This is a genomic window from Stenotrophomonas sp. STEN083 (assembly GCF_056759195.1).
On the sequence record NZ_JBRRCU010000042.1, the window covers coordinates 14,197 to 37,580 of the forward strand.

Genomic DNA, 23,384 nt, shown 5'->3' on the forward strand with positions numbered 1-23,384 from the left:
CTAGACCTTCCCAAGAATCTTGATGAGCACCTCATCGATACCCTGCCCGCTCTGCCGCGGCAGGCGCCCCTGTGCATCGGTGACCACCTCGCTGCGGCCACCATCACCGCGGGTGAGCTGCACCCGAGTATTGGGCATGGGCTCGCCCGTGGCCCGGTGCCGCACCACGTAGACATCATCGAACTGCGGGTCTGGCCAGCTGTTCATTTCGGTGGACAGATGGGTGCCGCCAAGGAAGCTCTTCTTGCTCGCATGCACGGTGATCTTGCCCGGGCAGTTGAAGCTGATGTTGCCGCCTTCGATGGTGACGCTGGCGCCACCGGTGGTGGCGATGTGCAAGGTCTTGCCGGCAGTCAGTTCCACCACGCCCTGGGCGCTGGCTGCGCGCAGGGCCTGCTTTGATTGCATGCGCACTTCGTCGTGTTGCGCCTGCACGTTCAGTTCATCGGTGCCGGCTACCACGCTCAATGCATTGCCGCCGTCGCCACCGCCTTCCACGGCAGTGGCCAACATGCCGATGGCCTGGCCTGCGTGCAGACGCGCGTCGCCCATCACCGCGGTATCGCTGTCGCCGCCGCTGGCCAATAGCAGGCCTTCGCCGACCGACCAGTGCAGTGCCTGCCCAGCGACATGGACAATGCCAGCCGGCGCCGCGAATCCCAGCAGCGGATCGCCGCTATGCGGTACCCGGCCCTCACCGGCGCTTGCCTGCCGCTGCTCTGCTTCGCTGCTGGCAGCTTGGTACTCCGTACCGGCAACCGTGGTCTTGGCGCTGGCCAACATCGCTGCCAGCGGCGCCTTGTCTGGCACGATGCTGGAGCGGTCCTTGCCGCGCGCGCCTTCCTTCATCGCCAACGCAGTGGTCAGATGCGTGCGCGCCGATTGATTGAAGCGTGTACTCAAGGCCTGCAACTGATTGAGCAGGGCCGCAGGTTGCACGGCTTCGCCCGCCGGACTGTTGCTGCGGTGCGCGTAAGCACTGAACCAGCCGCCCGACGTTGTACGCACCGCGCCCCAGGCATCACTGCGCAGCTCGAAGCCGGTGCCGCGCAGGCTGCCAAGGAAGTTGTCGGCCTGATGGCGCAGATGGCCAAGACTCAATTGCGAGGTCTGCTGACTGCTGGCCAGCTGCACGCGCAGTTGCTGGTCGGTGTCGTCAAACAGCAGGTGATTGCTGCCTTCGCCGCCGTCCCACTCCCGGGAACGTATGCCCCATACCGCGCCCGCATTGCGGTGCGCATCGTCGCCGGCGCCGGCCGCGTGCCAAGCCGGCGCATGGCCGCCACTGAGATTGCCCTGCGCACTGGCGGCGCCATCGCGCGCCTGTGCATAGGCACTGTGATCGGCGTCGGCACTGGCACCAGCGGGGGTGGGCGCAACACCCGCTTCGCCACGGCCGTTGTACAGCGAGCCCAACACGATGGGACGATCGATATCACCCTCAAGGAAACCGACCAGCACTTCCTGGCCGATACGCGGCAGGAACTGCGCACCAACACCGGGGCCCGCATAGCGCTGGGCTACCCGCAGCCAGGTGGTGTCGCCCTGCTCATCCTGGAAGTGGAAACGCAACCGAATCCGGCCAAGGCTGTCGGCATGCACGTCCTTGCTTTTGCCGCCCTGCCCCGCGACGACCACCGCGGTCTGATAGCCCGGCACGGTCGGCCGTGGATTCAGGCGATGACCGTTGCCATCTTCCAGCGCCGGCCGCCATGGCAAGTTCCGCTCGGTCGCCTTGAAGCGATTGGCATAGCCCACTTTCTCAGCCTGCTGCCACAGCCCGGCATCGGTCCCTGCCATCGGCGTGCTACCCAAGGCATCGTCCATCGCCTTGCGTACATCAGTCGGCAGGTTGTTGATACCCGCGTGCTCCACCTCCACCAGCAACAACTCTGGCGCGGTCGCAAACGGCGCCTGTTGCACCTCAAGCCAGGTGCCGGACTGGAAACCGCGCACCGTGCCCTGGCCCTGCCAGCTGCGTCCGTGAACTTCATGTGCCTGCGCCTGCAAGCGCGCATACCAATCGGCCGCACCGGCATTGTTGAAAGCATATGCGCCAACGGCGTCATAGCTTTCGCGCTTGGAGGCCTCACCGCCGCCGTCCAAGGGCAGCTGCGTGCTGATGCTGCGCACCTGACGGTAATCATCGCTGAGCAGGCTCAGGCTGGTGCTGCCCAGGACGCGGCGTCGGCCCAGCGTCTGGATGCTGTCCGTGGATTCGGTTGCATCACTGCGGTGGAAGCGCACGCCGCCTGCGGCGCTGCGGGCATCCTGCGGGAGGCCCAGGCTATCGGCGAAGATCTCCATGCCGTTGCCGCAAGAGGATTGTTCCTCGGCGTAGAGACGCCAACCCAGCCCTTCCTCGGCCAACAGCCGCTGCAGGAAATCCAGATCGCTCTCGCGGTACTGCACGCAATAGCTGCGTACGCGCGTACCAATGAATTCATCGCAGCCTTCGGCCCAGCGCCAATTGGCCAGGTCCGGATAGTCGGCAAGCACGGCGTCGACTATCTCGCGCACGCTCTTGTCCTGGAACACACGGCTGTGCCGTGCATGCTGCAGCCACCAGGTCCACGACCGCAGCGACACGCGGTAGCGCACCAGTCCGCCATCACTGCCCATGCGCTGTGCGTGCGCAACCAGACCACTGCGTTGCTGCTCGCCACCATCGGCCATGCGCATCACCAGCACCGCCTGGGTGCCAAGCAGCGCATCCAGCGCAACGCCTTGATCGGTGGACAGCACATCCACATCCGTCTGCGCGTGCGCAGACAGGCCATCGCGGCCCCACCAGCGTTCGACCATGCCCCCGCCAAATCCCGAGCATCGCCATTGATACTGACGCTGTGCATCACTCGGCGCAGCCACCTGCGCCATCAGGCTATTCAGCTTATCCATGCCAACCCAATGCGTTTCCCGTCTGCCATTCAGCAGACGCGGTAGGATCCCCCAAGTCGAATCTATCAGAACTTTCCTATAGCCCGCGTTACGGGTTGGAGGGGTCGGATTGGTGGGAACAGCCGATTGCTATCTCAGATAACTTGAACCGCTGTGACCATCCACACTGCATCACGTATCGCGACTGTGCGGAAGATCACAAAGCGCACGACGAATTGAGCCATTCATCACTAAAGCTGTACTGACACCAAGAATGAATGGGCATTCAGCCCGTTCCGCCCCCACATCTTGCCCGCGACTTCACACTGGCGAAATTAAGAATCCGTCACCCAAAATTGGACTTGTTATCCAAATAGCCGCTTCAACGACTTCGAATCGATTTCACAACGGCATCCCACAAGCCCATAGCCTCCTCGTCTGTTAACGCCGAATCGAACTTGATCGGAACTGGACCTGATGGCAGGTCACGCGATTCTCTGAAGGCGATAGGGTTGCGCGCCGCCGCAGATGCAGACTCACCTCCAACTTCAGTTTGCGTACTCATTGAGAGCGTGAACGACGGCCTGGACAGCCCCGGTGCAGCACGCATCGACCAGAGTCCGAACGATAGGGAGTGTCGATCCTCCAGCTGTTTGAACCTAACAAGCGCCTGCTCCGCCTCTTCGCCGTCTACGGAAACACTCGCCCTCCGAAGCACTTTCATCCTACTACCAAGGTAGTCGGATGCTTCGTCGACGCGCGCCCCCAACGTCTCACCTGAACCCGAGCGCTCCATGCTGCTTGTATAGAATTCGAACAGCACGCCATCCTGGCTACGCCCACCGGCAGCATGAAATATGACAACTTCGTAATCTTGATTCGATTTTATCAACAGCGGCCCGAGACAGAATCGATCGCCCCTTTCGCCGTCAGCGCCACTAGCTACTGAAATCTCACCGGCCAACTTTCGTACATTGTTAGCGGCCGCATCACGGCCGCGTGAATACGCGTCACCTTCTACGAACACCTGCACACCTTCGATCAAAAGATGCGCCTCATAGGTGACAGCACGATCAGTCTCGAAGCTTTGATAACGCTCAATGAAATGCACGCCGCTAGCTTCTCTTGCGTGGCTCTTCAAAACAGACTCACCCGAACCGATATTGGTTTCGGACGCGATCTCCGCAACCCGCTCACTCACTCGACGATCAAACAACTCCTGATCAACACCAGTGTCAGCAATAGAGACATCCATGGTCTTGAAATCAGCATCTCTGCCGTAATACAGCGTAACCCTCGCATAGGGTGACCACTTGAGGTCCTTCGGAAGGCTGACAAACATTCGCCCAAGGCACTCCTCCTTCATCTCCCGTGTCAACTCACTGATAACTTTCCGCTCTTTTTCGGTAGGCCCGCCACAGCCGAGCACCAACAAGCACGCCGCAAGAGACGTAACGGCAGCAAACTTAGACATCATCTGATCGCCCGTTCCATACAATTGCATATCTATCAACGTCCTTTTCAGATCAACCATAATCGCTCTCAGAAAATCTCTGCCCCTCGGAAGCTACCAACTTTCGCAGAAGAGACGTGTTGTGCTGATAGCACGGAGCATCCCTCCATCAAGCACATACAGGCGCTCGCGGCACCCCTCGCCTGAGGGCACATCCAGAATGTACTGAGCAACCAACAGACGGCTATCGGGCCTGCTCAAAAGGTCCGTAACGTAGATAAAGCCATCACTTGTTCTACTGGGCGGATCCATCGAACCAAACATCTCGACAACTGAGCTCAGGTCAGCACCCGACGTCAAATCAATGAGCGTGTAGTAACGGCATCCCGCACCGCAGCTATGAAGCCCGAGATGGTATCGGCCAGCAAAGTTCACAACGGGATCGCGCACATGCTTACCCATGCGGTCCCGCCAGGTACCGCCATGGTCCAATCCATAACCTTCGGGAACCCTCGCCGTATCGATGAAGGAAACTGGAAAGCTCGTAAATTGCAGGCGGCTCGCTTCACAGCCTTCATGTGCTGCTGCGATGCCCCCTATCGCGCATAGCATCAGAGAAAGAACAACTGTCTTGCGCAACGTCACGACTGCCATCTCCTTAGCTCTCTATCTCGTCTTCAAGACCGACGGCATGATTGCCCTCATGGCCGTCCTACGGACTCGCACGTTACATGGCCGCAATCTTGCCGCCGGCAAGCGCCCCCTTACTCGGGCCACGAAGCAAGCCTGCCTAGCAAACGCTCGTAATCTGGCATTTCCGGCGTGGTATGCCGCAGGTGCAGGTTGTGCAGGATGGCGTCGAAACGCTTTTCACTTTCCTCCAGCGGCGGTGGTTGCTGCTTCAGCTGCGGGTAGGTTTGTTGCGACCAACCCTGCATCGTCATCGAAACGAACGGCATCGCTTGAACGCCTTCAATCCCTGGCATGCCTGCATACAGCTGGTAAGTACGCACACCGGGATCGCGCTTGGTATCGCCCTCGCGGGTGATGGCAATACCGGTTTTATCGAAGCTCAGCCCTCCGGCCAGAATTCCGCCCGGTTTGACAACATCGCGTCGCTGCACGTCATCTGCCGGCATTGTCAGCAACACACCGGGATAGGCCAGGACCTGCCTCCAGTTGGAGATGGGTTGCTTGGCGATGCCTTCGCCTTCATCTGGTGCCGGCCGGTAACCAGTGTCGATGCTGTAGGCGACATTGGGGCGGTCCACGTAACGGAACGAGGCGTGCGCGTGGTAATCGGTGGTCCCATCGTCGGCGAAGAACAGGCCCGGGAAACAGACACCGGGTTCGTCCGGTACTTCGCCAGGCGCGCGCAGCCGCATGCGCTTGATGTCGCGGCGGATCTTGGCCATGGCTTCCTCTCGACGCGGATTGCCCTCCTCCGAGTTCACATAGGCCACTAACGAAATGACATGACCATCCAACAAAGCGCGTACCGCCAATCGGCCGGTGCCGCTTTCTGTTGCAAGCTCACCGGGAAGGCCGAAGCTGTGGATGCGTCGGTTGTAGGCGATCTTCAGCTTTTCCTTGGCCGCCTCAACTGTTGCTTCTCGTCCCCTGATTATTGCCTCATCCGCACCCCTTGCTCGAGCCTCCTCAACTGCAGCCTCGCGCCTCTGCACGCCTCTTGTCCACGCCGCGACACTGGTACCGCGATCTGCAGTCTGATAACGATCACGATGCATCGCCATCACTTCTTCTGTAGCTGGCTGCGACACCATCACTCGCATTACTCCGTAACTCATACGCTCGCGACGATCACCATCTACACCATCCGGGAACAAGGCTGGTTCGTTGTCCTCCACCTTGCGCAGCGGATCCAGCGCCCATTCGATCGGGCCATCCACCTCGAACACCAGACGTCCCAGACACTCGCGGGTGGAACCTGGCGTCCAGGTCGGCCTGAAATCGCGCGTTGTCTGCAGACGCGACATATGCTGTTGCAGACGCTCTTCAATCACAGGCCCGGGGAGCGGCGCCGACGGCGGCGTTGACCCATCGCAGGCGACTGGCCCGAGCAGCGTAGCGGAGGTGATCAATATTGCTTTGCAGATCTTCATGATCTCTCTTGGTTGGAACGATGTTCCAGTGACGTCCTTGTTATCGCCTGCGCAACACCGCGCTTCGGCCCCTCCCCTTGCAAAGCAGGGGAAGGTTGGGAGGGGGTTGCTGCAGGCGTGCACAGCCTCAAAAGCACCCATGCCCAGCCCTCCCCTTCGCTACGCGAAAGGGAGGGAGCACAGCTGTCGTAGCGCTTACTTTGGCGGCGTCGGCTTGCCCAACAGGCGCTCGTAGTCCGGCATCTCCGGCGTGGTGTGCCGCAAGTGGAGGTTGTGCAGGATGGCGTCGAAGCGCTTCTCGCTTTCCTCAAGCGGCGGCGGTTGCTGCTTGAGCTGCGGATAGGTTTGTTGTGGCCAAGCTTGCATCGTCATCGAAACGAAAGGCATTGCCTGCACTCCCTCGATTCCCGGCATACCCGCATAAAGCTGATAGGTGCGCACACTGGGATCGCGCTTGGTCTCGCCCTCGCGGGTGATCGCGATACCGGTTTTATCGAAGCTCAACCCGCCGGCCAGAATTCCGCCCGGTTTGACAACATCGCGCCGCTGCACGTCATCGGCCGGCATTGTCAGCAACACACCGGGATAGGCCAGGACCTGCCTCCAGTTGGAGATGGGTTGCTTGGCGATGCCTTCGCCTTGCTCTGGTGCCGGTCGATAGCCAGTGTCGATGCTGTAGGCGACATTGGGGCGGTCCACGTAACGGAACGAGGCATGCGCGTGGTAATCGGTGGTGCCATCGTCGGCGAAGAACAGGCCCGGGAAACAGACACCGGGTTCGTCCGGCACTTCGCCGGGTGCGCGCAGCCGCATGCGCTTGATGTCGCGACGGATCTTGGCCATGGCTTCGTCTCGGAGTGGATTGCCCTCCTCCGAGTTCACATAAGACACCAGCGAAATGACATTGCCACCTAATAGGGCGCGTACGGCCAATCGGCCGGTGCCGCTCTCTGTTGCAAGCTCGCCGGAAAAGCCGAAGTTGTGGATGCGCCTGTTTCGGGCGATCTTCAGCTCTTCTTTGGATTTCAAAACGACTCGTTCGTATGCATCCACGACCAACTGACTATCACCTCGAGCGCGAGCTGCTACTACCTCAGCCTCATCTCTCCGCACCGCGCTGGTCCACGCGACAACGCTGGCGCCGCGATCCGCAGTCTGATAACGGTCGCGATGCATCTCCATCACCTCTTCGGTAGCAGGCCGCGACACCATCACTCGCATTACGCCGTAGCCCATACGTTCACGACGATCGCCAGGTACGTCATCCGGGAACAGCGGTGGTTCGTTGTCCTCCACCTTGCGCAGTGGATCCAGCGCCCATTCGATCGGACCATCTACCTCGAATACCAGTCGTCCCAGACACTCGCGGATAGAACCCGACGTCCAGGTCGGCCTGAAGTCACGCGTTGTCTGCAAACGTGGCATATGCGGCTGCAGGCGCTCTTCAACCACAGGGCCGGAGTGAGGCGCCGATGGCGGCGTCTGTACGTCGCACGCAACCGCGCCGAACAGCAGCACGCAGATCGTCAACAGTGGTCTAGCGCTCTTCATGATTTCTATTGGTTAGCACTATCTTCCAGCTACTTCCTTGTTACGCCTGAGCGACGCCTCGCCCAGCTTCGGCCCATGCCCTTGTTAACTAGGGGCTAGCGGGGTTAACGGCGTGCACTGTCTGCGATCACATCGCGCTAACAGGTCGAACGCTTCTTATCGATGTTCTCGATCTAACCTCGCCTGTTATAGACGAGGTCGTGGAATCCCGTTGGATAGCGCATCCTTCGCCTTATCCAATAAATAGTCTGCTCCCTTTTTCACACCATCACCGATAGCACGCCCAGCGGCCTCTGCAGCACGGTCGACCGCATCGTCCACCTTGTCCTTGACCCCCCTTTTGATAGCTCTTGTTTGCGCACCTGCGAATTCGCCGATTTGCTGAAGCCAACTTGCTTCATCCTCATAGACCATCCGCCACCGCAAATAACCAAATATTGACCAGCTCTCGCGGCCTTCCATTTCATACGGCAACTTCCCGCCATCTCTCCAAGCATCGAGATCCTTGCGATCAGCGCCCTCCAAACGCTTCGGCCACGCTTGTGGAGTTGAGTTCATCGCAGATCGCCTTTGGGCTGCTGCCATGCGATCAAATGCACCACCCTCGCGCATGATTCTCTCGTCTTCTTGCTTGATTCTTTCCCATTCCTTGTATCGCGCATCTTGCGCTTCCAAGAGCTTCATCCTCTCTTCCTGCTGCCGCTTCCAAGCTGCTTCATTCGGCGCTCCGAATGGCTTGAACCACGCTCTGGAGTCATGGATGTAGTCATCCATCAAACGAGAAATTCGAGGATCGACATCACCCGCAGCCTCCCAGATCGGCTTGATCTCTTGCCAGCACTTCATCTTGTAGCCCCAGACATAGCCGACTGCCGCATCACGCAGACCAGAGATCGGCAAAATGCTGCGACCACGTAACTCAATGAACTTACTTATGTTGTCCGACAAGCCATTGGGAACTCGTAGTGCAGGATCACTCCTTTCATCCTTCAGCAGCGCCTCGTACTCCAACCTGAGTTCATGGTTGGCCATCACAAGATCAACAACATCTTGACCGTTCTTCTTGCCTGCGCGACTAACGAATGGCTGATGCCGTAAACCTGCCGGAACAGCGTCACCTAGCCGTAGCCTCCGCCATTGCAGGTACCTTCCATAGTGTTCATGCATTATTTGCTGCAGCGAGCCATATGAAGTGCCGCCAACGGCATCGAAATAGTTCGAATAAGCCCTGATCAATTCGCCATCAACTTCCATAGATTCACGAGCGCTTCTTGATAGCCCAGGCGAAGCTGCATCTAGTGGAACCCCAGCAGCCCGAGCGCGCTGATACATCTCCTGCAATGGGATCTGCGAAAACTTGGCCGCATCTCGACCCTCGGTACCGACATAGCCCTTGCCCTGCTCTGACGGGATGTAGCCCCCACCAAGGTCAGAATGCACTCCCGGATAAACCAACTGCACAGCCTTGCGTGCATTACCCCGATAGGCATCGAGAGGGAAAGATGCCCGCACCTCCAGCGCAGCAACCATATGCACGCATTCCCGAACATATGCCGGCACTGCTAAATCCGCCGCACGCCCCCATCCTCCGTGCCCGTCAAAGGCTATGCTGCTATTTGCCATTCCCACAGAAGCAACTGTGTCAAAGATTCCTAGAAAATCAACTTCAACGGGAATTCCACACAAAGTAAAGTCAGGATCAAGTGCATCCTTAAGCCAGCTACAGAACACACGCGCCTCCGCCGCTCCTCGTGAGAAGCCGAATACGGAAATTCGAATAGTCCGCACTCTAGGTTTGGATGCCTTGCGCCATCCTGCAATCTTTGGAGCCAGAGCCTCCCGCCGCCCCTTCAAAATAGAGCGACGCCCTAGATCATTGGGCGGGTTCGCAGCGGTAGTAGTAAGTAGCTGAACAGATTCCAGCATATTAATTTCACGAAGCAATTCGATCTCATCACCAGTCTGTTTTCTTAGCTGATGAACGGGAATATTGAGATCCGTTGACATCCTCTTGACAGTCTGTGGATCCGACATTCCAAGCGCTTCACCGAGATCACTCCGCTCATAGTAGGCGTGCAAGTTATCTAGTACCTTCAAAAGCGCCCAGTTTATACGTGCTTCCCCGCCCCAGCCTGCAGAGAGACCTGCAGCCTGGTGGACGCTCTTGCCTTGGTCCCCTACTTCCCTCTCAAAAGGAGTTCCCACTCCAGCAATGTAACGCTTTCTATTTTCCGGGTGATCCAAGTCTTCCACAAAAATATCATGAAGCCGCGCGATATTGCTCTGCGACAAGCCAGGCCTATCCCGCTCCAAGTTATTGTTTGTTCCATCGAAGAAAAATCCCCACTTCAGATCAACAGAACACCCTGTGTCGTGACCACCGACATCACAGGCCAGCAACTCGGCCTGCTGATCAGCATTTAGCCGAAGGCCTGGAGGCCCTACCGTTTGACTCCTCATTAGTAGTGACCCTCTCTAGGCGGCTTCTTGCTTCGATACCAATCAATGCACTCTGGATCACGCTTACAAGTTTCGGCTGGCGTCAACAACCCATCTGGGAAATTAATATGCCCAGGATAGTAGCCGGATGCATAGACCTTCACCTTTCGGCCGGGAAAGAATGCTACCCACAAATAGCCGGAATGGATCATCGGATACGGAGGAACTTCGACATCCACTGCATAGAGAGCATCCTTGTCCCGACCATACAGTAAATCGTCGCTCCACTTTACCGTCACCTTCGTCCCAGGTCTCCATGGATAAGGCAGGGCAACACTTCCTGCAGAACCGTTGCCATTATTGTATGACTGGACTCCTCCACCCCAAGACCCATTCACATAGATCGATCCGATGGGCATGTCCGTATAGTTCAAACCCGACAGGCTGAGCCCAAGCTCTTCGGGTACGGTCTGCGCCACGTCAGTTTCGCGCGATTGGCACGCCGCAAGTGAACCGAAAAGACAGATAAAGAGAACAGCGAGTTTTCCCACCATTTTCTTTCCGAGTAAGAATCCAAAGAGCGACCCAGATCCACAATCCCACATAGAACCTCCAGTTAAACGAAGAGCGACGTCAGAACCCAAAATATTCCCAAACCGCCCCTCCAAACCCCACATTCAAACAGCCGTTACCCGCGGTACCAGCAGCGATTTCGAATGTAGCGCCCCCAAAATCGATCGATAAACTGCCGCAGACAAAATCAACGAATTGTCATCTAGCTTATCGACCACTAGTTGGACACTGGCATGGATCTGAGATGGGACCGGTGCCAACACACCAAATACGTCTGCACGCGAATGTAAATAGTTGATGATCATGTCTGGCACAGCTGCTACCTGAAGCCGGCGACATTGCTCCGCTGTCAGATCGTAAGGCCGCGTGCTTGTCGAAGATGGGATATGCCCCTGCCCGCCAATTCGCTCAAATTCCCCCTCCCGGCTCACGTACCACCAGCTCTCAACCCCTGCGAGAAACCGCTCTCTCTGCTCTTTTGAAAGCGCAGAGAGCCAAGTCGGCAAGCACCTCGTGTCCGCCAACCTCACAAGAAAGCCGCCCTCTTTCGCGCGCGCCTCCATTTGTGCTTGCAGATGCGCATAGGCCGCATCCAATCCTCCGTTGAATACCAGCAACGAGAGCATCGGACGGCCACTCGATAACGCACACAGTTCTACCAGCGCTTTCCGGCGCCGTTCGAGATCCAGCGGCAACTCCAACAATGAAGGAGATAGCTCCGCTGCAGGACCTTCACTGCCAAAGCGCTCGTACAAGCGACGTGTCAGGAAGCTTCCCTCCAACCGTTCCCGTTCACGAGCTCCACAGAACGCCAGATCGAGCAATGCGAATACCGCCCGATCCGGCGGAAGGAACGCCAGTGCGTCGTCCACAACAGACGGCAAGAACAGATCGATGTAGTGACGATTCATTCCGATGCTCCATCAGCCATTCTTGGCCGCCAAAACCTGCCCCTTCTTCATTGCCTGCAGCAAGCACTCCCAACAAATCGACTCGGGGAACGCAGGCAATGGATAGGCCTTCTGGGCAGGCCCCACAAATGACTTCTTGCTCGCATGCACAGTAATCGTGCCCGGACAATTGAACGTGATGTTCCCGCCCTCGATGGTCACGCTGGCGCCACCGGTCGTAGCGATGTGAATCGTCTTACCCGCGGCAAGCTCCACCACGCCCTGCGCGCTCGCAACGCCTAGTGCCTGCTTTGACTGCAGTCGCACTTCGTCGTTCTGGGCCTGCACATTCAACTCACCGGTACCGGCAACCACGCTCAATGCGTTGCCGTCGCCCGCGTCGCCCTCAACCGCACACGCCAACATGCCGATGGCTTGCCCAGCATGCAGACGCGCATTGCCCATCACCGCGGTATCGCTATCTCCGCCACTGGCCAGCAGCAGGCCTTCGCCTACCGACCAGTGCAATGCCTGCCCTGCGACGTGCACGATGCCTGCTGGCGCGGCAAAGCCCAGCAGCGGGTCGCCGCTGTGGGGGACGCGGTCATTCCCCGCTGTTGCCTTGCGCTGCCCAGCTTCGCCGCTTGCAGCATCGAAATCAGCGCCTGCGACCGTGGTCTGGGCGCTGGCCAGCATTGCAGCCAGCGGTGCCTGATCCGGCACGATGCTGGAGCTGTCCTTGCTGCGTACGCCTTCCTTCATTACCAACGTGCTGGTCAGGTGGGTGCGTGCGGCTTGGCTGAAGCGGGTGCTCAGGCTTTGCAGCTGATTGAGCAAGGCCGCTGGTTGCACCGCTTCGCCGGCGGGGCTGCTGATGCGATGCGCATAGGCGCTGAACCAGGCACCGGAGCATGCCCGTACTGCGCCCCACGCGTCGCTGCGCAGTTCAAAGCCGGTGCCGCGCAGGCTGCCAAGGAAGTTGTCGGCTTGGTGGCGCAGATGACCGAGGCTCAGCTGCGAGGTCTGTTGACTGCTGGCCAGCTGTGCGCGTAGTTGTTGGTCGCTGTCGTCGAACAGCAGGTGATTACTGCCTTCGCCACCTTCCCATTCGCGTGAGCGGATGCCCCAGACTGCGCCGGGATTGCGATGTGCTTCGTCTCCTGCGCCCGCTGCATGCCACGCTGGGGCGTGGCCGCCACTCAGGTTGCCTTGTGCGCTGATCGCGCCGTCGCGGGCCTGAGCGTAGGCGCTGCGGTCGTCACTGGCGCTGGCGCCGGCTGGTGTGGGTGCAATGCCGGCTTCGCCGCGGCCGTTGTAGAGCGCGCCCAGGACGATGGGCCGATCGATATCGCCATCCAAAAAGCCCACCAGCACTTCCTGGCCTATGCGCGGCAGGAACTGTGCGCCAACGCCGGGGCCGGCGTAACGCTGTGCGACGCGCAGCCAAGTGGTGTCGGCTTCGCCATTCTGGAAATGGAAGCAGACGCGGATGCGCCCCATGCTGTCGGCGTGGACGTCCTGGCCCTTGCCGCCGTGCGAGGCGACCACGCGTGCGGTCTGGTAGCCCGGGGCGGTCGGGCGCGGGTTGAGCCGCTGCCCGGTGCCATCCACCAATGCAGGCCGCCATGGCATTGCATGCTCGGTAGCCTTGAAGCGGTTGGCATAGCCCACTTTCTCGGCCTGTTGCCATAGCGCTGCGTCCGCTGTGCCGATGGGCGCTTTGCCCAGCGCGTCGTTCATTGCGTGGCGAACATCGGTGGGCAGGTTGTTGATGCCGGCGTGTTCCACTTCGGTCAGCAACAACTCTGGTGCTGCGGAGAACGGGGCCTGCAGTACCTGCAACCAGGTACCGGATTGGAAACCACGCACAGTGCCCTGGCCAAGCCAGGTGCGGCCGTGCACTTCATGCGACTGTGCTTGCAGCCTGGCGTACCACGCTGCCGCGGCGGCGTTGCTGAAAGCGTAGGCGCCGACCGGGTCGTAGCTCTCGCGCTGCGATTGCTCACCGCCGCCATCCATCGGCAATTGCGCGGTGATGCCACGCACGGAGCGGTAATCGTCGCTGAGCAGGCTGATGCGGGTACTGCCCAAGGCACGGCTTCTGCCCAGTGCCTGGATGCTGTCGCTGGATTCGGTGGCATCACTGCGATGGAAGCGCACGCCGATCTTGGCACTGGCTGCATCCTCGGGTAATGCCTGGCTGTCGGCGAAGATCTCCATGCAGTTGCCGCACGGTGCTTGCTCGTCCTGGTACAGCCGCCAGCCCAGGCCTTCTTCGGCCAGCAGCCGTTGCAGGAAGTCGAGGTCACTTTCACGGTACTGCACGCAATAGCTGCGCACGCGCGCACCAATGAACTCATCGCAGCCTTCGGCCCAGCACCAGTTGGCAAGATCCGGATAGTCCTGCAGCACGGCGTCCACAATCTGCCGCACATTGCTGTCCTGGAAAACCCGGCTATGGCGCGCGTGCTGCAACCACCAGGTCCAGGAACGGAGTGACAGGCGGTAGCGCACCAATCCGCCATCACTGCCCATGCGCTGCGCCGAGGCAATCAAACCGCTGCGCCGCAGTTCGCCACCATCCGCGGTGCGGATAAGCAACGCTGCCTGCTTGGCGAGCAATGCATCCAGGTCGATGTGTTGATCGGTGGAAAGTACGTCCACTTCGGTCGATGCATGTGCGGACAAGGCATCACGCCCCCACCAGCGCTCGACCACGTTGCTGCCAAGTTCAGCGCACTGCAATTGGTACTGACGCTGCGCATTGCACAGCACAGCGACCTGTGCCAGAAGGTTATTCAGCTTATCCATGCCTATTCCAGATGTGACGACCGTCTGCAATCTGCAGACACCAATCGGATTCCTTTCACGGAATCTACCAGAAGTCGTCGCAACAGGTTTTCACAACCCGGGCATTGCGCTTTGAACAAAGCGCATTAGACCGTGCGCAGCAACTGTCACCTTGCATACGCGAAAACTGTCTTGTTTCAGCGGTTACTGCTTGTGCTGCGTTGCCAGAAAGCTGATTCAACAGCCGCGTTGTTCGGCCTTGAAGCTATTGATAATTGAGATTCTTCTTGAATGTCCGAACATGCAATGGATTTTCCGGTAGGCCGGGAGCTTGGACAGCGCTACAGCGCAGGTAACGCAGTGCCAGCCCATTTGAGCGATGATCGGTCACCGCGTATCCGGATTCAGCAGTACCCAGCACTTCACCTACCCGCGTTGCCCTGCACTACCACCGAGCCAAGGACCCACCACATGCAGTGGATTGATGATCTTGAAGTGGAAGCCTGGAATACCGTGATTGAAGAACTTGTCTGGCACCTGCGCAACGGCCGCACGCCGATTGCGATCACCCGTCAGCTATTGCCTGATCGGGGAATTGAATTCCGCTTCAACGGCGTGGACCCTGCGTTTCTGCCGGTTCCGGACGAGGCCTTTGAAACGCACTGGAAGGACGCCATCACCATCATCGCGCGCTTCCCGCAGCTCAATGCGCTGCGTTTTCGTTGCAATGTTTGATCCGGAGTTTTGCATCGACACGGCAGATCAGTACGGCGGAGGCGCTGCGCTTACCCGGGCTACGGCTGCTAGCTGGGGATGCTTGGGTATTTGGTCTTTCTCAAGGAGCGCCCCTCCCGCACCCTCCCCTACGCCTTCGGTGCAAGGGCGGGTGCGGTGCAGCCCCCTCCCTTTCGCGTAGCGAAGGGGAGGGTTGGGGAGGGGTGCTTTTGCTCTTGGCGTTTGCTTCTCTCCATTTCGGCTAGAAACGGAGTTAGAACCTGCAAACAGGAAAGGCTTGAGCGTTGAGTTTCTTGCTAACAGCCCCCTCCCCGGCCCTCCCTTGCACCTTCGGTGCAAGGGAGGGAGCTCGTCACACAAGGTCTGGATGACGATCAATCAAGGCCTGCTTACGCCGCTCAAGGTCGGCGAGCTTGTCCTGCATGTCGTTGATCTCAACATCCAGGCCATCAACGCTGGCTTCGATATGGTCGTACTGCTCCTGCAGCAGCTCGCGCGCTTCGCGGCGGCTGCCCGCATTCGGCGTATCGCCGCGCATCGGCTTGTTGGCCGTCTCATGCATGAAGTACGCGGTTACCAGACCAATCAGCGCCACAACCATCAGGTAGTAGGCCGGCATCATCAGGTCGCCGGTGGTTTCCACCAGCCACGCGGCAAGCGTCGGAGTGACACCGGCAATGATCACCGAGATGTTGAACGCACTGGCCAGTGCGCTGTAGCGCACACGTGTTGGGAACATCGCCGGCAAGGTTGAAGCCATCACGCCGATCAGGCAGTTCAACAATACCGCCAGCAACAACAGACCAACGAATATCCAACCGGTATTGCCGCTGGTGATCAGATGGAACGCCGGGATCGCAGCAATCAGCAAACCAAGACTACCCGCGGCAATGAACGGACGCCGGCCGATGCGGTCGCTGGCCATACCGACAAACGGCTGCACGAACAGCATGCCCACCATCACCACGATGATGATCAACACACCATGATCTTCCGAGTAATGCAGGTTATGCGACAGGTAGGTTGGCATGTACGTCAGCAACATGTAGTAGGTGACGTTGGTGACCAGCACGATACCCACACAGACCAGCAGCGAACGCCAATACTTGGTCACGATCTCCTTGAAGGAGATCCGCGGCGCGCTGCCGACGGCGTCCTGATCCTCTTTCTCCATGCGCTCCAGCTGCTCGGTGAAAGCCGGCGTTTCCTCCGCTGCGTGGCGCAGGTACAGGCCAATCAAGCCCAGCGGTGCAGCGAGGAAGAACGGAATACGCCAGCCCCATTCAAGGAACTGCGCTTCGCCAACGATGCTGCTCAGCAATACCACCACGCCGGCACCGGAGACAAAACCAATGATCGAACCGAAATCCAACCAGCTGCTGAGGAAGCCACGTCGCCGGTCCGGTGCGAACTCGGCAACGAACACCGCAGCACCGGTGTACTCGCCACCAACGGAGAAACCCTGCGCCAACTTGCACAGCAGCAACAGGATCGGCGCGAGTATGCCGATGCTTTCATACGATGGAATCAAACCGATGCAGAAGGTACTGACTGCCATCAGGATGATGGTTGCCGACAGCACTTTCTGTCGGCCGAATTTGTCCCCCATGACCCCAAAAAACACGCCGCCCAGCGGACGCACCAGGAACGGCACCGAGAACGTTGCAAGCGCGGCGATGGTCTGCACGCTGGGCGACGCTTCCGGGAAAAACACCTTGCCCAAGGCATAGGCGACAAAGCCGTACACACCAAAGTCGAACCATTCCATCGCGTTACCCAACGCGGCGGCGGTGACTGCTTTTTTTACTTTTGCCTTATCGATGACGGTGATGTCTTCGATTTGCAGCGGCTCATTGCGGATAGTGGATTCACCTGTAGACATGACAGGACCAGTCCTCCCGTTACTGAGTTGATTGCGTGCTTGGCCTTGGCTTGCATGAGTTCGCGCAGGCCGTAATGCGCACGAAGGAATGCCCCGCGGCAAGGCCACGGGAACGGTCGGGGACAGAAAAAACCGGGATCATCCCGGTAAAGGCGCAGTGCCGGCTGTCCAAGCATCAACAGGCAGGGTGCCTGTGCGTAATCGCTGAATGATGCTGAGCCCGCGAATTCTACGCGAACAGCTGTTAAGGCTTGTTAAAGGCGCGTCTACTGCGTTTCCCGTGCAGACACGCAATACAGCATGCTTCAACGATGAATACGGCCGAACATGCGCGTTAGCAGCACGATAAGCCCTGTTGCCGCACAACCCACTGCGTAACAAATGATGTCGCCCCACGAAAACGTATTGCCTATCACCGTGTACATGACATCACCACGCACGTAGCCAAGCCGTTCAGCGACATGGAAATACTGTGCAAACTCGATGCCGCAAGCGAGCACGAACACAAACAGCAGAACCAGATAGTCATTGATGCGCAGCACGCTGCGGATCAGTGCGTAAAGCAGGATCACCACCAGTACATCACCGAGGTAAGCACGTATCCACGACACATGCGGCAGGCGTGTGGCGATGATCACTTCGACAACGAATACCAGAACCGCCAACAGCACATGCCAGCCACTGATTGCGAACAGGCGGTTTTGCTTCGCGGTGAGCGGCAGAGAATCAGCGCCAGTTTGCATTGGCACCCCAGAACTCAACAGCACGCGCGTAAGCGGTACGGTCAATCGGCACACCTGAGCCACCTTCTTCAACACCCAAAGCATTGCGCATCATGGTGATGGGCGCCATCGGAATCTCTTCAGCCGTTGCGGTATACAGACAACCGACCACGCCCCAGTCGGCTTCGATCGGCGAGCCTTCCTTCTCCAGCTGTTCGCGGCTGTAAAGGATGACTACCAGATACTCGGCCACCGCCGGCTCAACGCCTTCGAACCAGCGCACCAGCACCGGCAACTCCTCGCGGCTGCGTGCCTCGTAACCCGAACGCAGCATATGCCGGTTCTGCTCGGTGACCGGCACGGTCAGGCAACGGGTGCTGGTCCAGTTTTTGTAGACATGCAGTTTGCAGAACGGCGCATAGCCATCGAGCACCTTGTCGGCGCCATGCGCATTCAAGTATTGCTCGAATTCCTCGGCGCTGCAGTCCTGGATGGTATTGGCGCGCGGGGTTCGCGGGAACAGGCGGGTACGTGCAAACGGCGTCAAGTAGATGGACATCATCGCTTCCAACAAAGGATGGCGACATTGTCGACGATCAGCACCAAGACCGGAACCGCTGCACCTACGCCCATTGCTCGCAGTGCGCTCTCGTGATCCGGCTCAAGCCTGCGCTTGCGCCTCGTGCTCGGCCACATCCATCGACGGCGTACGCCAGCCGGAGTTGACGCCCCACAGATAGAACACGATGCCTATTGCTGCCACCAGCAGCAGATCCCAGCCGTAACTCAGGTAGCCGGCGCCGCCGAAAGCAGTGCTGCCCGCCCATGACACCAATGCAAGCAGCGGCAGATAGCAGATCAACCACAGTGCGCCTTTGAACTGGCGGGCAAAGTCATGCCAACCAATCTTGCGCTGGTAGTAGATGTATACCGGCAAGGCCACAACCATCAGCAGGATGATTTCGCCGGTCAGCGGCCAGCGCGCCCAGTACAGCAGCTCGGTGGCCATAACGAAGGCCACGCCCGCCAGTATCGGTAGCGCGACCACCCGCAATGGGCGATGCAGGTTCGGCGCAGTGCGGCGCAGTGACATCACGCTGATCGGCCCGGTCATGTAAGAGATGACGGTAGCCACCGAGATCACCGCCGCCAGCGTGCCCCAGCCGCGGAAGAAGAACAGGAACAGGAACGACACCATCAGATTCAACCACATCGCCGGGCGGGGCACGCCCCAGCGCGGGTGGATATTGCCCAGCACCTTGGGCGCGGTGCCATTCTGCTGCATGCCGTAGATCATGCGCGCAGTCGTGGCGGTATACGTCATGCCGGTGCCGCTGGGGCTGACGAAGGCATCCACATACAACAGCATCGCCAGCCAGTGCAGGTTGAGGATCAGGGCAAGCTGGGCGAAGGGCGAACGGAAATCGATGCCATGCCAGCCGTGCTCGGCCAGCATTTGGCTCGGTACCGCACCGATATATGCCACCTGCAGCAGCACATAGATCACTGCTGCCAGCAGGATAGAGCCGACCACCGCGAACGGAATACTGCGACCGGGGTTGCGCGCTTCACCGGCCAGATTCACCGGGCTCTGGAAACCGTTGAAGCTGAAAACAATGCCGGCAGTTGCGATGGCGGTGAGGATGGCGGAGAAATCCAGGATCGGCGTACCTGGCCCTTTCAATCCAATTGAGAAGTTTTCGCTGTGAAAGCCACTTGCTATCAAGGCAACGCCCGTCAAGGTCGGTACGATCAATTTGAAGATGGTGATGGCGCTGTTGGAGTGCGCGAACAGCTTCACGCTCCAGAAGTTGATCAGGAAGTAGACGACCACCAGCACCGCTGCGATCAGCAGGCCGGCATGACTGAGTTCACCCATTCCGCCCGGCTGCTGCACGTACATGTCCTGCGCCCACTGCCATGGCCACGATGCCATGTACTGCACAGACGCTTCCGCCTCGACCGGGATCACCGAGACGATGGCGATCCAGTTCGCCCAAGCGGCAATGAAGCCGACCAGCGAACCGTGCGAATAATGGCTATAGCGCACCATACCGCCGGATTCGGGGAACATCGCACCGAGTTCGGCGTAGGTAAGGGCGATGGTGAGGATGATGGCCGCTCCCAGCACCCAGGCCCATATCGCGCCGGGCCCAGCCAGACCAGCGGCCCGCCAGGCTCCGAACAGCCAGCCTGAGCCGATGATCGAGCCCAGGCCGGTGAGCATCAGGGCAATGGGGCCGACGTCGCGGCGGATGGCGCTGGATGCGGTCATGGTGGCTTTCCAATTGGGGCGGCGCCGGGGCAGCGTTGGCGACCGATCATCGCAAACCCGACGTTAAGCCGAGCGTCGTTTGGGGCACCGAGGTGTTGTTGCCAGAACTGGCACAGCCAACGGATTGCTGTAGTTCGATGACATGCCCAAAGCGGCAAAGCCCGCTGCCGCGATCTACCCCCTCCTTTGCGCCGAAGGCGCGGGGGAGGGTTGGGAAGGGATGCTCTAAGCAGCCTGCTCAACCTTCAAGCAGTTCCGGCTTGCTGCTTCTGATTCTGCGTTCGAGCGAAGTGGGTCAAAAGCCAAGGGCAATAGCCAACAGCAAAAGCACCCCTCCCTACCCTCCCCTTGCCTGTGGCAAAGGGAGGGAGCACAAGTTGCCCGCTTTCCCAAGTCTCGGCTGAAACAATTGCACATCCATCTTGATGGAGAGATATAATCGCTCGCATCCCGTCAGACCCGACCGCTTCCGATGACCGCGCTCAGCTTCGAGTTCTACCCGCCCAAGACCGACGACCAGCGCGCCCAGCTGGACCGCACCGCCGCCAAGCTCAAGACCCACGCGCCGGAATACGTCTCGTGTACCTTCGGCGCCGGCGGCTCGACACTGAGCTATACCTCCGAGACCGTGCGTCACCTCAACCAGCATCATGGCCTGCAGGCGGCACCACACCTGTCCTGCGTCGGCGGCACCCGCGAGGAAATCCGCGAACTGCTCAAGCTCTACCGCGCCATCGGGGTGAAACGCATCGTCGCCCTACGCGGTGACCTGCCCTCGGGTATGGGCTTCCCCGGTGACCTGCGCTACGCCTCCGAGCTGATTGCCTTCATCCGTGCCGAGCACGGCGATGCCTTCCGCATCGAAGTCGGCGCCTATCCGGAAACCCATCCGCAAGCCAGCGATGCATTGACCGATCTGCGCCATTTCAAGACCAAGATCGACGCAGGTGCCGATGCCGCCATCACCCAGTACTTCTACAACGCCGACGCCTATTTCCACTTTGTCGATTCAGCGCGCAAGCTGGGCGTGGACGTGCCGATCATTCCCGGCGTCATGCCGATCTCAAACTTCAGCCAGCTGCGCCGTTTCTCCGAACAATGCGGCGCGGAGATTCCGCGCTGGATCAGCAAGCGCATGCAGGCCTATGGCGATGATGCGGAGTCGGTACGCAGCTTCGGCGCCGACGTGGTTGCCGGGCTGTGTGAGCGCCTGATCGCTGGCGGCGCGCCGTCGCTGCATTTCTACACGCTCAACCTGGCCAAGCCGACCAATGCTGTCCTGGAGCGCATCGGCAAAAGCTGAGCGTTCATCACTTCCTGCGCGCAGGGCCAACCGCTACCCTTGGCCGATGCGCCTGCAGTTACTCCTGTTGCTCACCTGCTCCGCCTTGGCGGCATTCAATGCGCATGCGCAGAAGATCAACCGCTGTACCAACGCGCAGGGCCAGACCGTCTATGGCGACAAGCCCTGCGAAGCAATGGGTGCCCGCGCACGCCTGCTACCCGACGCGCGTGCAGTTGGCGGCAGTGGTTTGTACCGCGACAGCTGCGCGCGCCGGCTCAGTGAACTGGTCGCGCAGATCCAATCGGCTGCTGATGCGCGCGACCCCAATCGTCTGTCGGGCATCTATCTGTGGACCGGGCTTTCCAATGCCGCCGCGACCCGGGTCATGGACAGGCTGGATGAGATCGTGCAACGGCCGCTGATCGACATCGCGCCGGTGTTTCCGGAGGAGCCAGCCTATGTCCCCGCGCCGCCCGAGCCATTCACCTATACCGACGGTACCCCGGTCGATCCTGCCCAGGCGGCCGGCAGCAGTGGCTATCCGGATGTGCAGGCGATCAGCAACACCAGTAGCGGCCCACGACGTCCAATTGCTTTGCGTCTGGAGCAGACCCTGCCACGCAGCGCCACGCCGACGCGGACCATCCTGCATCTGCGCCGCCAATACAATTGTTTCTGGATCACCCTGTAAGCGCGCAGCTCGACGCCGTCAGCTGCTCAGGCCTGCGGCCACAACGCACGAATCGCGGCGACACCCAAGGCGCCATGCCGACGCGCGGTTTCAACATCACCAGCACCCATGCCGCCAATCGCATAGATCGGCAGCGAGACCCGCTCACGCAGCTCCACAAAGGCATCCCAGCCCAGGCTGACGGCCTCCGGATGGGTAGCGGTGGCCTGCACGGGGCCCAGCACCGCGAAATCGCAGCCCAGCTGCTGTGCCACCTGCAACTGCGCAAGATCGTGGCAGGATGCAGCCACCAGCATTGAGTCGGGCAGAGGCCGTGCCTGAAGCTGCAACAACTGCTCGCTGCCCAGATGCACGCCGACACCCAGCGCGCTGGCCAAGGCGATATCGCGATTGATCAGCACTTCAACCTGCTTGCCGAAGCGCTCGACCACGGTTCTGGCCAAGGCTTCGCGATTCGCCGCCAAAGGGGTGCGCAGCTGGATGCGGCGGATGCCACCGGCGATGGCGGCCTCGATCGACGCCAGCCACGCGTCCTCGCCGTCGGTCGGCTCGGGCGTTACCAGGTAGTAGCAGGGCTGGCGCAGCGCCGCCACCACCGGTAGATCGGCCGGCGGCATCGAATAGCGCGACAGCTTGTCCGGGGTAACCCAGGTGATGGCCTGACCTTCGCGGCCGCGTGCAGTGCCCTTCCAGTGGCTCACGCGGCGCACTTCCAGGCGCAGGCGCTTGTCTGGGTAGATTTGCGGCACGTCCATCACCCACTCGCCGATCTCGGCCTCGATGCCCAGTTCCTCGCGCAGTTCGCGAACCAGTGCCTGCTCCGAGGTCTCGCCCGGCTCACGCTTGCCGCCGGGGAATTCCCAGAGGCCGGCCATGTCGCTGTCGCCGGTGCGCCGGTTGAGCAGGATGCGGCCACGCGCGTCGGTGATGACGGCGGCCACAACGTGGATCGAGCGTGAAGGAGATGTCATGGACTGAGCATGCCGAAAACAGGGCTGTTGGTGCAATCGTTCGGCTGCGCTGCAGCCATACCGGAACGGCGCCATTTTGTAGGAGCGGCGTCAGCCGCGAAGCAGATGCACCATCAGAGTGCAGAGA

General features: G+C 59.8%; 17 protein-coding genes. 3 read left to right on the forward strand and 14 right to left on the reverse strand.

Annotation, left to right across the window (positions count from 1 at the left end; genetic code table 11):
• From ACVOK8_RS13010 to ACVOK8_RS13050, 9 genes are all read right to left on the reverse strand, one after another.
• Positions 1-2,898, reverse strand: coding sequence for a type VI secretion system Vgr family protein (locus ACVOK8_RS13010; RefSeq protein ID WP_481567183.1), 2,898 nt, complete (start codon positions 2,896-2,898; stop codon positions 1-3).
• Between the two features lie 361 nt (positions 2,899-3,259).
• Positions 3,260-4,411: a T6SS immunity protein Tli4 family protein gene (locus ACVOK8_RS13015; protein ID WP_481567184.1), complete on the reverse strand. Its 1,152-nt coding sequence runs from the start codon at positions 4,409-4,411 to the stop codon at positions 3,260-3,262.
• 33 nt (positions 4,412-4,444) lie between these two features.
• Positions 4,445-4,975 carry a hypothetical protein gene (locus tag ACVOK8_RS13020; RefSeq protein WP_481567185.1) on the reverse strand — a complete coding sequence of 177 codons (531 nt, stop codon included), beginning with the start codon at positions 4,973-4,975 and terminating at the stop codon, positions 4,445-4,447.
• 119 nt (positions 4,976-5,094) lie between these two features.
• Entirely contained in the window at positions 5,095-6,594 is a 1,500-nt protein-coding gene (locus ACVOK8_RS13025) for a hypothetical protein (protein ID WP_481567186.1), read from the reverse strand.
• A gap of 54 nt (positions 6,595-6,648) precedes the next feature.
• Positions 6,649-8,004 (reverse strand): hypothetical protein, encoded by a 1,356-nt coding sequence (locus ACVOK8_RS13030; RefSeq protein WP_481567187.1) that lies wholly within the window; start codon positions 8,002-8,004, stop codon positions 6,649-6,651.
• A 186-nt stretch (positions 8,005-8,190) separates the two neighbouring features.
• A complete protein-coding gene (locus ACVOK8_RS13035; protein WP_481567188.1) occupies positions 8,191-10,404 on the reverse strand; it encodes a T6SS phospholipase effector Tle1-like catalytic domain-containing protein in 2,214 nt (737 codons plus the stop codon).
• A gap of 59 nt (positions 10,405-10,463) precedes the next feature.
• Positions 10,464-10,997, reverse strand: a complete 534-nt coding sequence (locus tag ACVOK8_RS13040) for a DUF3304 domain-containing protein (protein WP_481567189.1) — start codon at positions 10,995-10,997, stop codon at positions 10,464-10,466.
• Positions 10,998-11,120: 123 nt separating this feature from the next.
• Positions 11,121-11,927 (reverse strand): DUF4123 domain-containing protein, encoded by an 807-nt coding sequence (locus tag ACVOK8_RS13045; protein WP_481567190.1) that lies wholly within the window; start codon positions 11,925-11,927, stop codon positions 11,121-11,123.
• A 12-nt stretch (positions 11,928-11,939) separates the two neighbouring features.
• Positions 11,940-14,717 (reverse strand): type VI secretion system Vgr family protein, encoded by a 2,778-nt coding sequence (locus ACVOK8_RS13050; protein WP_481567191.1) that lies wholly within the window; start codon positions 14,715-14,717, stop codon positions 11,940-11,942.
• 450 nt (positions 14,718-15,167) lie between these two features.
• Between ACVOK8_RS13050 and ACVOK8_RS13055 the strand changes: the two genes are divergently transcribed.
• Positions 15,168-15,431 (forward strand): hypothetical protein, encoded by a 264-nt coding sequence (locus ACVOK8_RS13055; protein ID WP_481567192.1) that lies wholly within the window; start codon positions 15,168-15,170, stop codon positions 15,429-15,431.
• Between the two features lie 352 nt (positions 15,432-15,783).
• Here ACVOK8_RS13055 and proP read toward each other — a convergent pair whose 3' ends face one another.
• From proP to ACVOK8_RS13075, 4 genes are all read right to left on the reverse strand, one after another.
• A complete protein-coding gene (gene proP / locus ACVOK8_RS13060) occupies positions 15,784-17,313 on the reverse strand; it encodes a glycine betaine/L-proline transporter ProP (RefSeq protein WP_481534906.1) in 1,530 nt (509 codons plus the stop codon).
• A gap of 305 nt (positions 17,314-17,618) precedes the next feature.
• Complete coding sequence (locus ACVOK8_RS13065) at positions 17,619-18,056, reverse strand: ribosomal maturation YjgA family protein (protein ID WP_481567193.1); 438 nt, start codon at positions 18,054-18,056, stop codon at positions 17,619-17,621.
• Positions 18,040-18,594: a DUF3228 family protein gene (locus tag ACVOK8_RS13070; RefSeq protein ID WP_481567194.1), complete on the reverse strand. Its 555-nt coding sequence runs from the start codon at positions 18,592-18,594 to the stop codon at positions 18,040-18,042. Before ACVOK8_RS13070 ends, ACVOK8_RS13065 begins: the two co-directional genes overlap by 17 nt.
• A gap of 102 nt (positions 18,595-18,696) precedes the next feature.
• Positions 18,697-20,310, reverse strand: a complete 1,614-nt coding sequence (locus ACVOK8_RS13075) for an APC family permease (RefSeq protein ID WP_481567195.1) — start codon at positions 20,308-20,310, stop codon at positions 18,697-18,699.
• Positions 20,311-20,782: 472 nt separating this feature from the next.
• Here ACVOK8_RS13075 and metF point away from each other — a divergent pair, with 472 nt between their 5' ends.
• Positions 20,783-21,613 (forward strand): methylenetetrahydrofolate reductase [NAD(P)H], encoded by an 831-nt coding sequence (metF, locus tag ACVOK8_RS13080; protein WP_481567196.1) that lies wholly within the window; start codon positions 20,783-20,785, stop codon positions 21,611-21,613.
• Between the two features lie 46 nt (positions 21,614-21,659).
• The gene (locus ACVOK8_RS13085) at positions 21,660-22,286 is read left to right on the forward strand and encodes a DUF4124 domain-containing protein (RefSeq protein WP_481567197.1); all 627 of its coding nucleotides are present in this window, start codon (positions 21,660-21,662) and stop codon (positions 22,284-22,286) included.
• Between the two features lie 26 nt (positions 22,287-22,312).
• Here ACVOK8_RS13085 and ACVOK8_RS13090 read toward each other — a convergent pair whose 3' ends face one another.
• A complete protein-coding gene (locus ACVOK8_RS13090; RefSeq protein WP_481567198.1) occupies positions 22,313-23,257 on the reverse strand; it encodes a Nudix family hydrolase in 945 nt (314 codons plus the stop codon).
• Positions 23,258-23,384: the final 127 nt, after the last annotated feature.

Bases quoted from the DNA above. Each gene is read 5' to 3' on its own strand.
- ACVOK8_RS13015 (WP_481567184.1), bottom strand. From the start codon at position 4,411: ATGGTTGATCTGAAAAGGACGTTGATAGATATGCAATTGTATGGAACG.
- ACVOK8_RS13040 (WP_481567189.1), bottom strand. From the start codon at position 10,997: ATGGTGGGAAAACTCGCTGTTCTCTTTATCTGTCTTTTCGGTTCACTT.
- ACVOK8_RS13050 (WP_481567191.1), bottom strand. From the start codon at position 14,717: ATGGATAAGCTGAATAACCTTCTGGCACAGGTCGCTGTGCTGTGCAAT.
- ACVOK8_RS13010 (WP_481567183.1), bottom strand. From the start codon at position 2,898: ATGGATAAGCTGAATAGCCTGATGGCGCAGGTGGCTGCGCCGAGTGAT.
- ACVOK8_RS13055 (WP_481567192.1), top strand. From the start codon at position 15,168: ATGCAGTGGATTGATGATCTTGAAGTGGAAGCCTGGAATACCGTGATT.
- ACVOK8_RS13065 (WP_481567193.1), bottom strand. From the start codon at position 18,056: ATGCAAACTGGCGCTGATTCTCTGCCGCTCACCGCGAAGCAAAACCGC.
- ACVOK8_RS13045 (WP_481567190.1), bottom strand. From the start codon at position 11,927: ATGAATCGTCACTACATCGATCTGTTCTTGCCGTCTGTTGTGGACGAC.
- ACVOK8_RS13085 (WP_481567197.1), top strand. From the start codon at position 21,660: ATGCGCCTGCAGTTACTCCTGTTGCTCACCTGCTCCGCCTTGGCGGCA.
- ACVOK8_RS13070 (WP_481567194.1), bottom strand. From the start codon at position 18,594: ATGTCCATCTACTTGACGCCGTTTGCACGTACCCGCCTGTTCCCGCGA.
- ACVOK8_RS13090 (WP_481567198.1), bottom strand. From the start codon at position 23,257: ATGACATCTCCTTCACGCTCGATCCACGTTGTGGCCGCCGTCATCACC.
- metF (WP_481567196.1), top strand. From the start codon at position 20,783: ATGACCGCGCTCAGCTTCGAGTTCTACCCGCCCAAGACCGACGACCAG.
- ACVOK8_RS13030 (WP_481567187.1), bottom strand. From the start codon at position 8,004: ATGAAGAGCGCTAGACCACTGTTGACGATCTGCGTGCTGCTGTTCGGC.
- ACVOK8_RS13075 (WP_481567195.1), bottom strand. From the start codon at position 20,310: ATGACCGCATCCAGCGCCATCCGCCGCGACGTCGGCCCCATTGCCCTG.
- proP (WP_481534906.1), bottom strand. From the start codon at position 17,313: ATGTCTACAGGTGAATCCACTATCCGCAATGAGCCGCTGCAAATCGAA.
- ACVOK8_RS13025 (WP_481567186.1), bottom strand. From the start codon at position 6,594: ATGGGTGCTTTTGAGGCTGTGCACGCCTGCAGCAACCCCCTCCCAACC.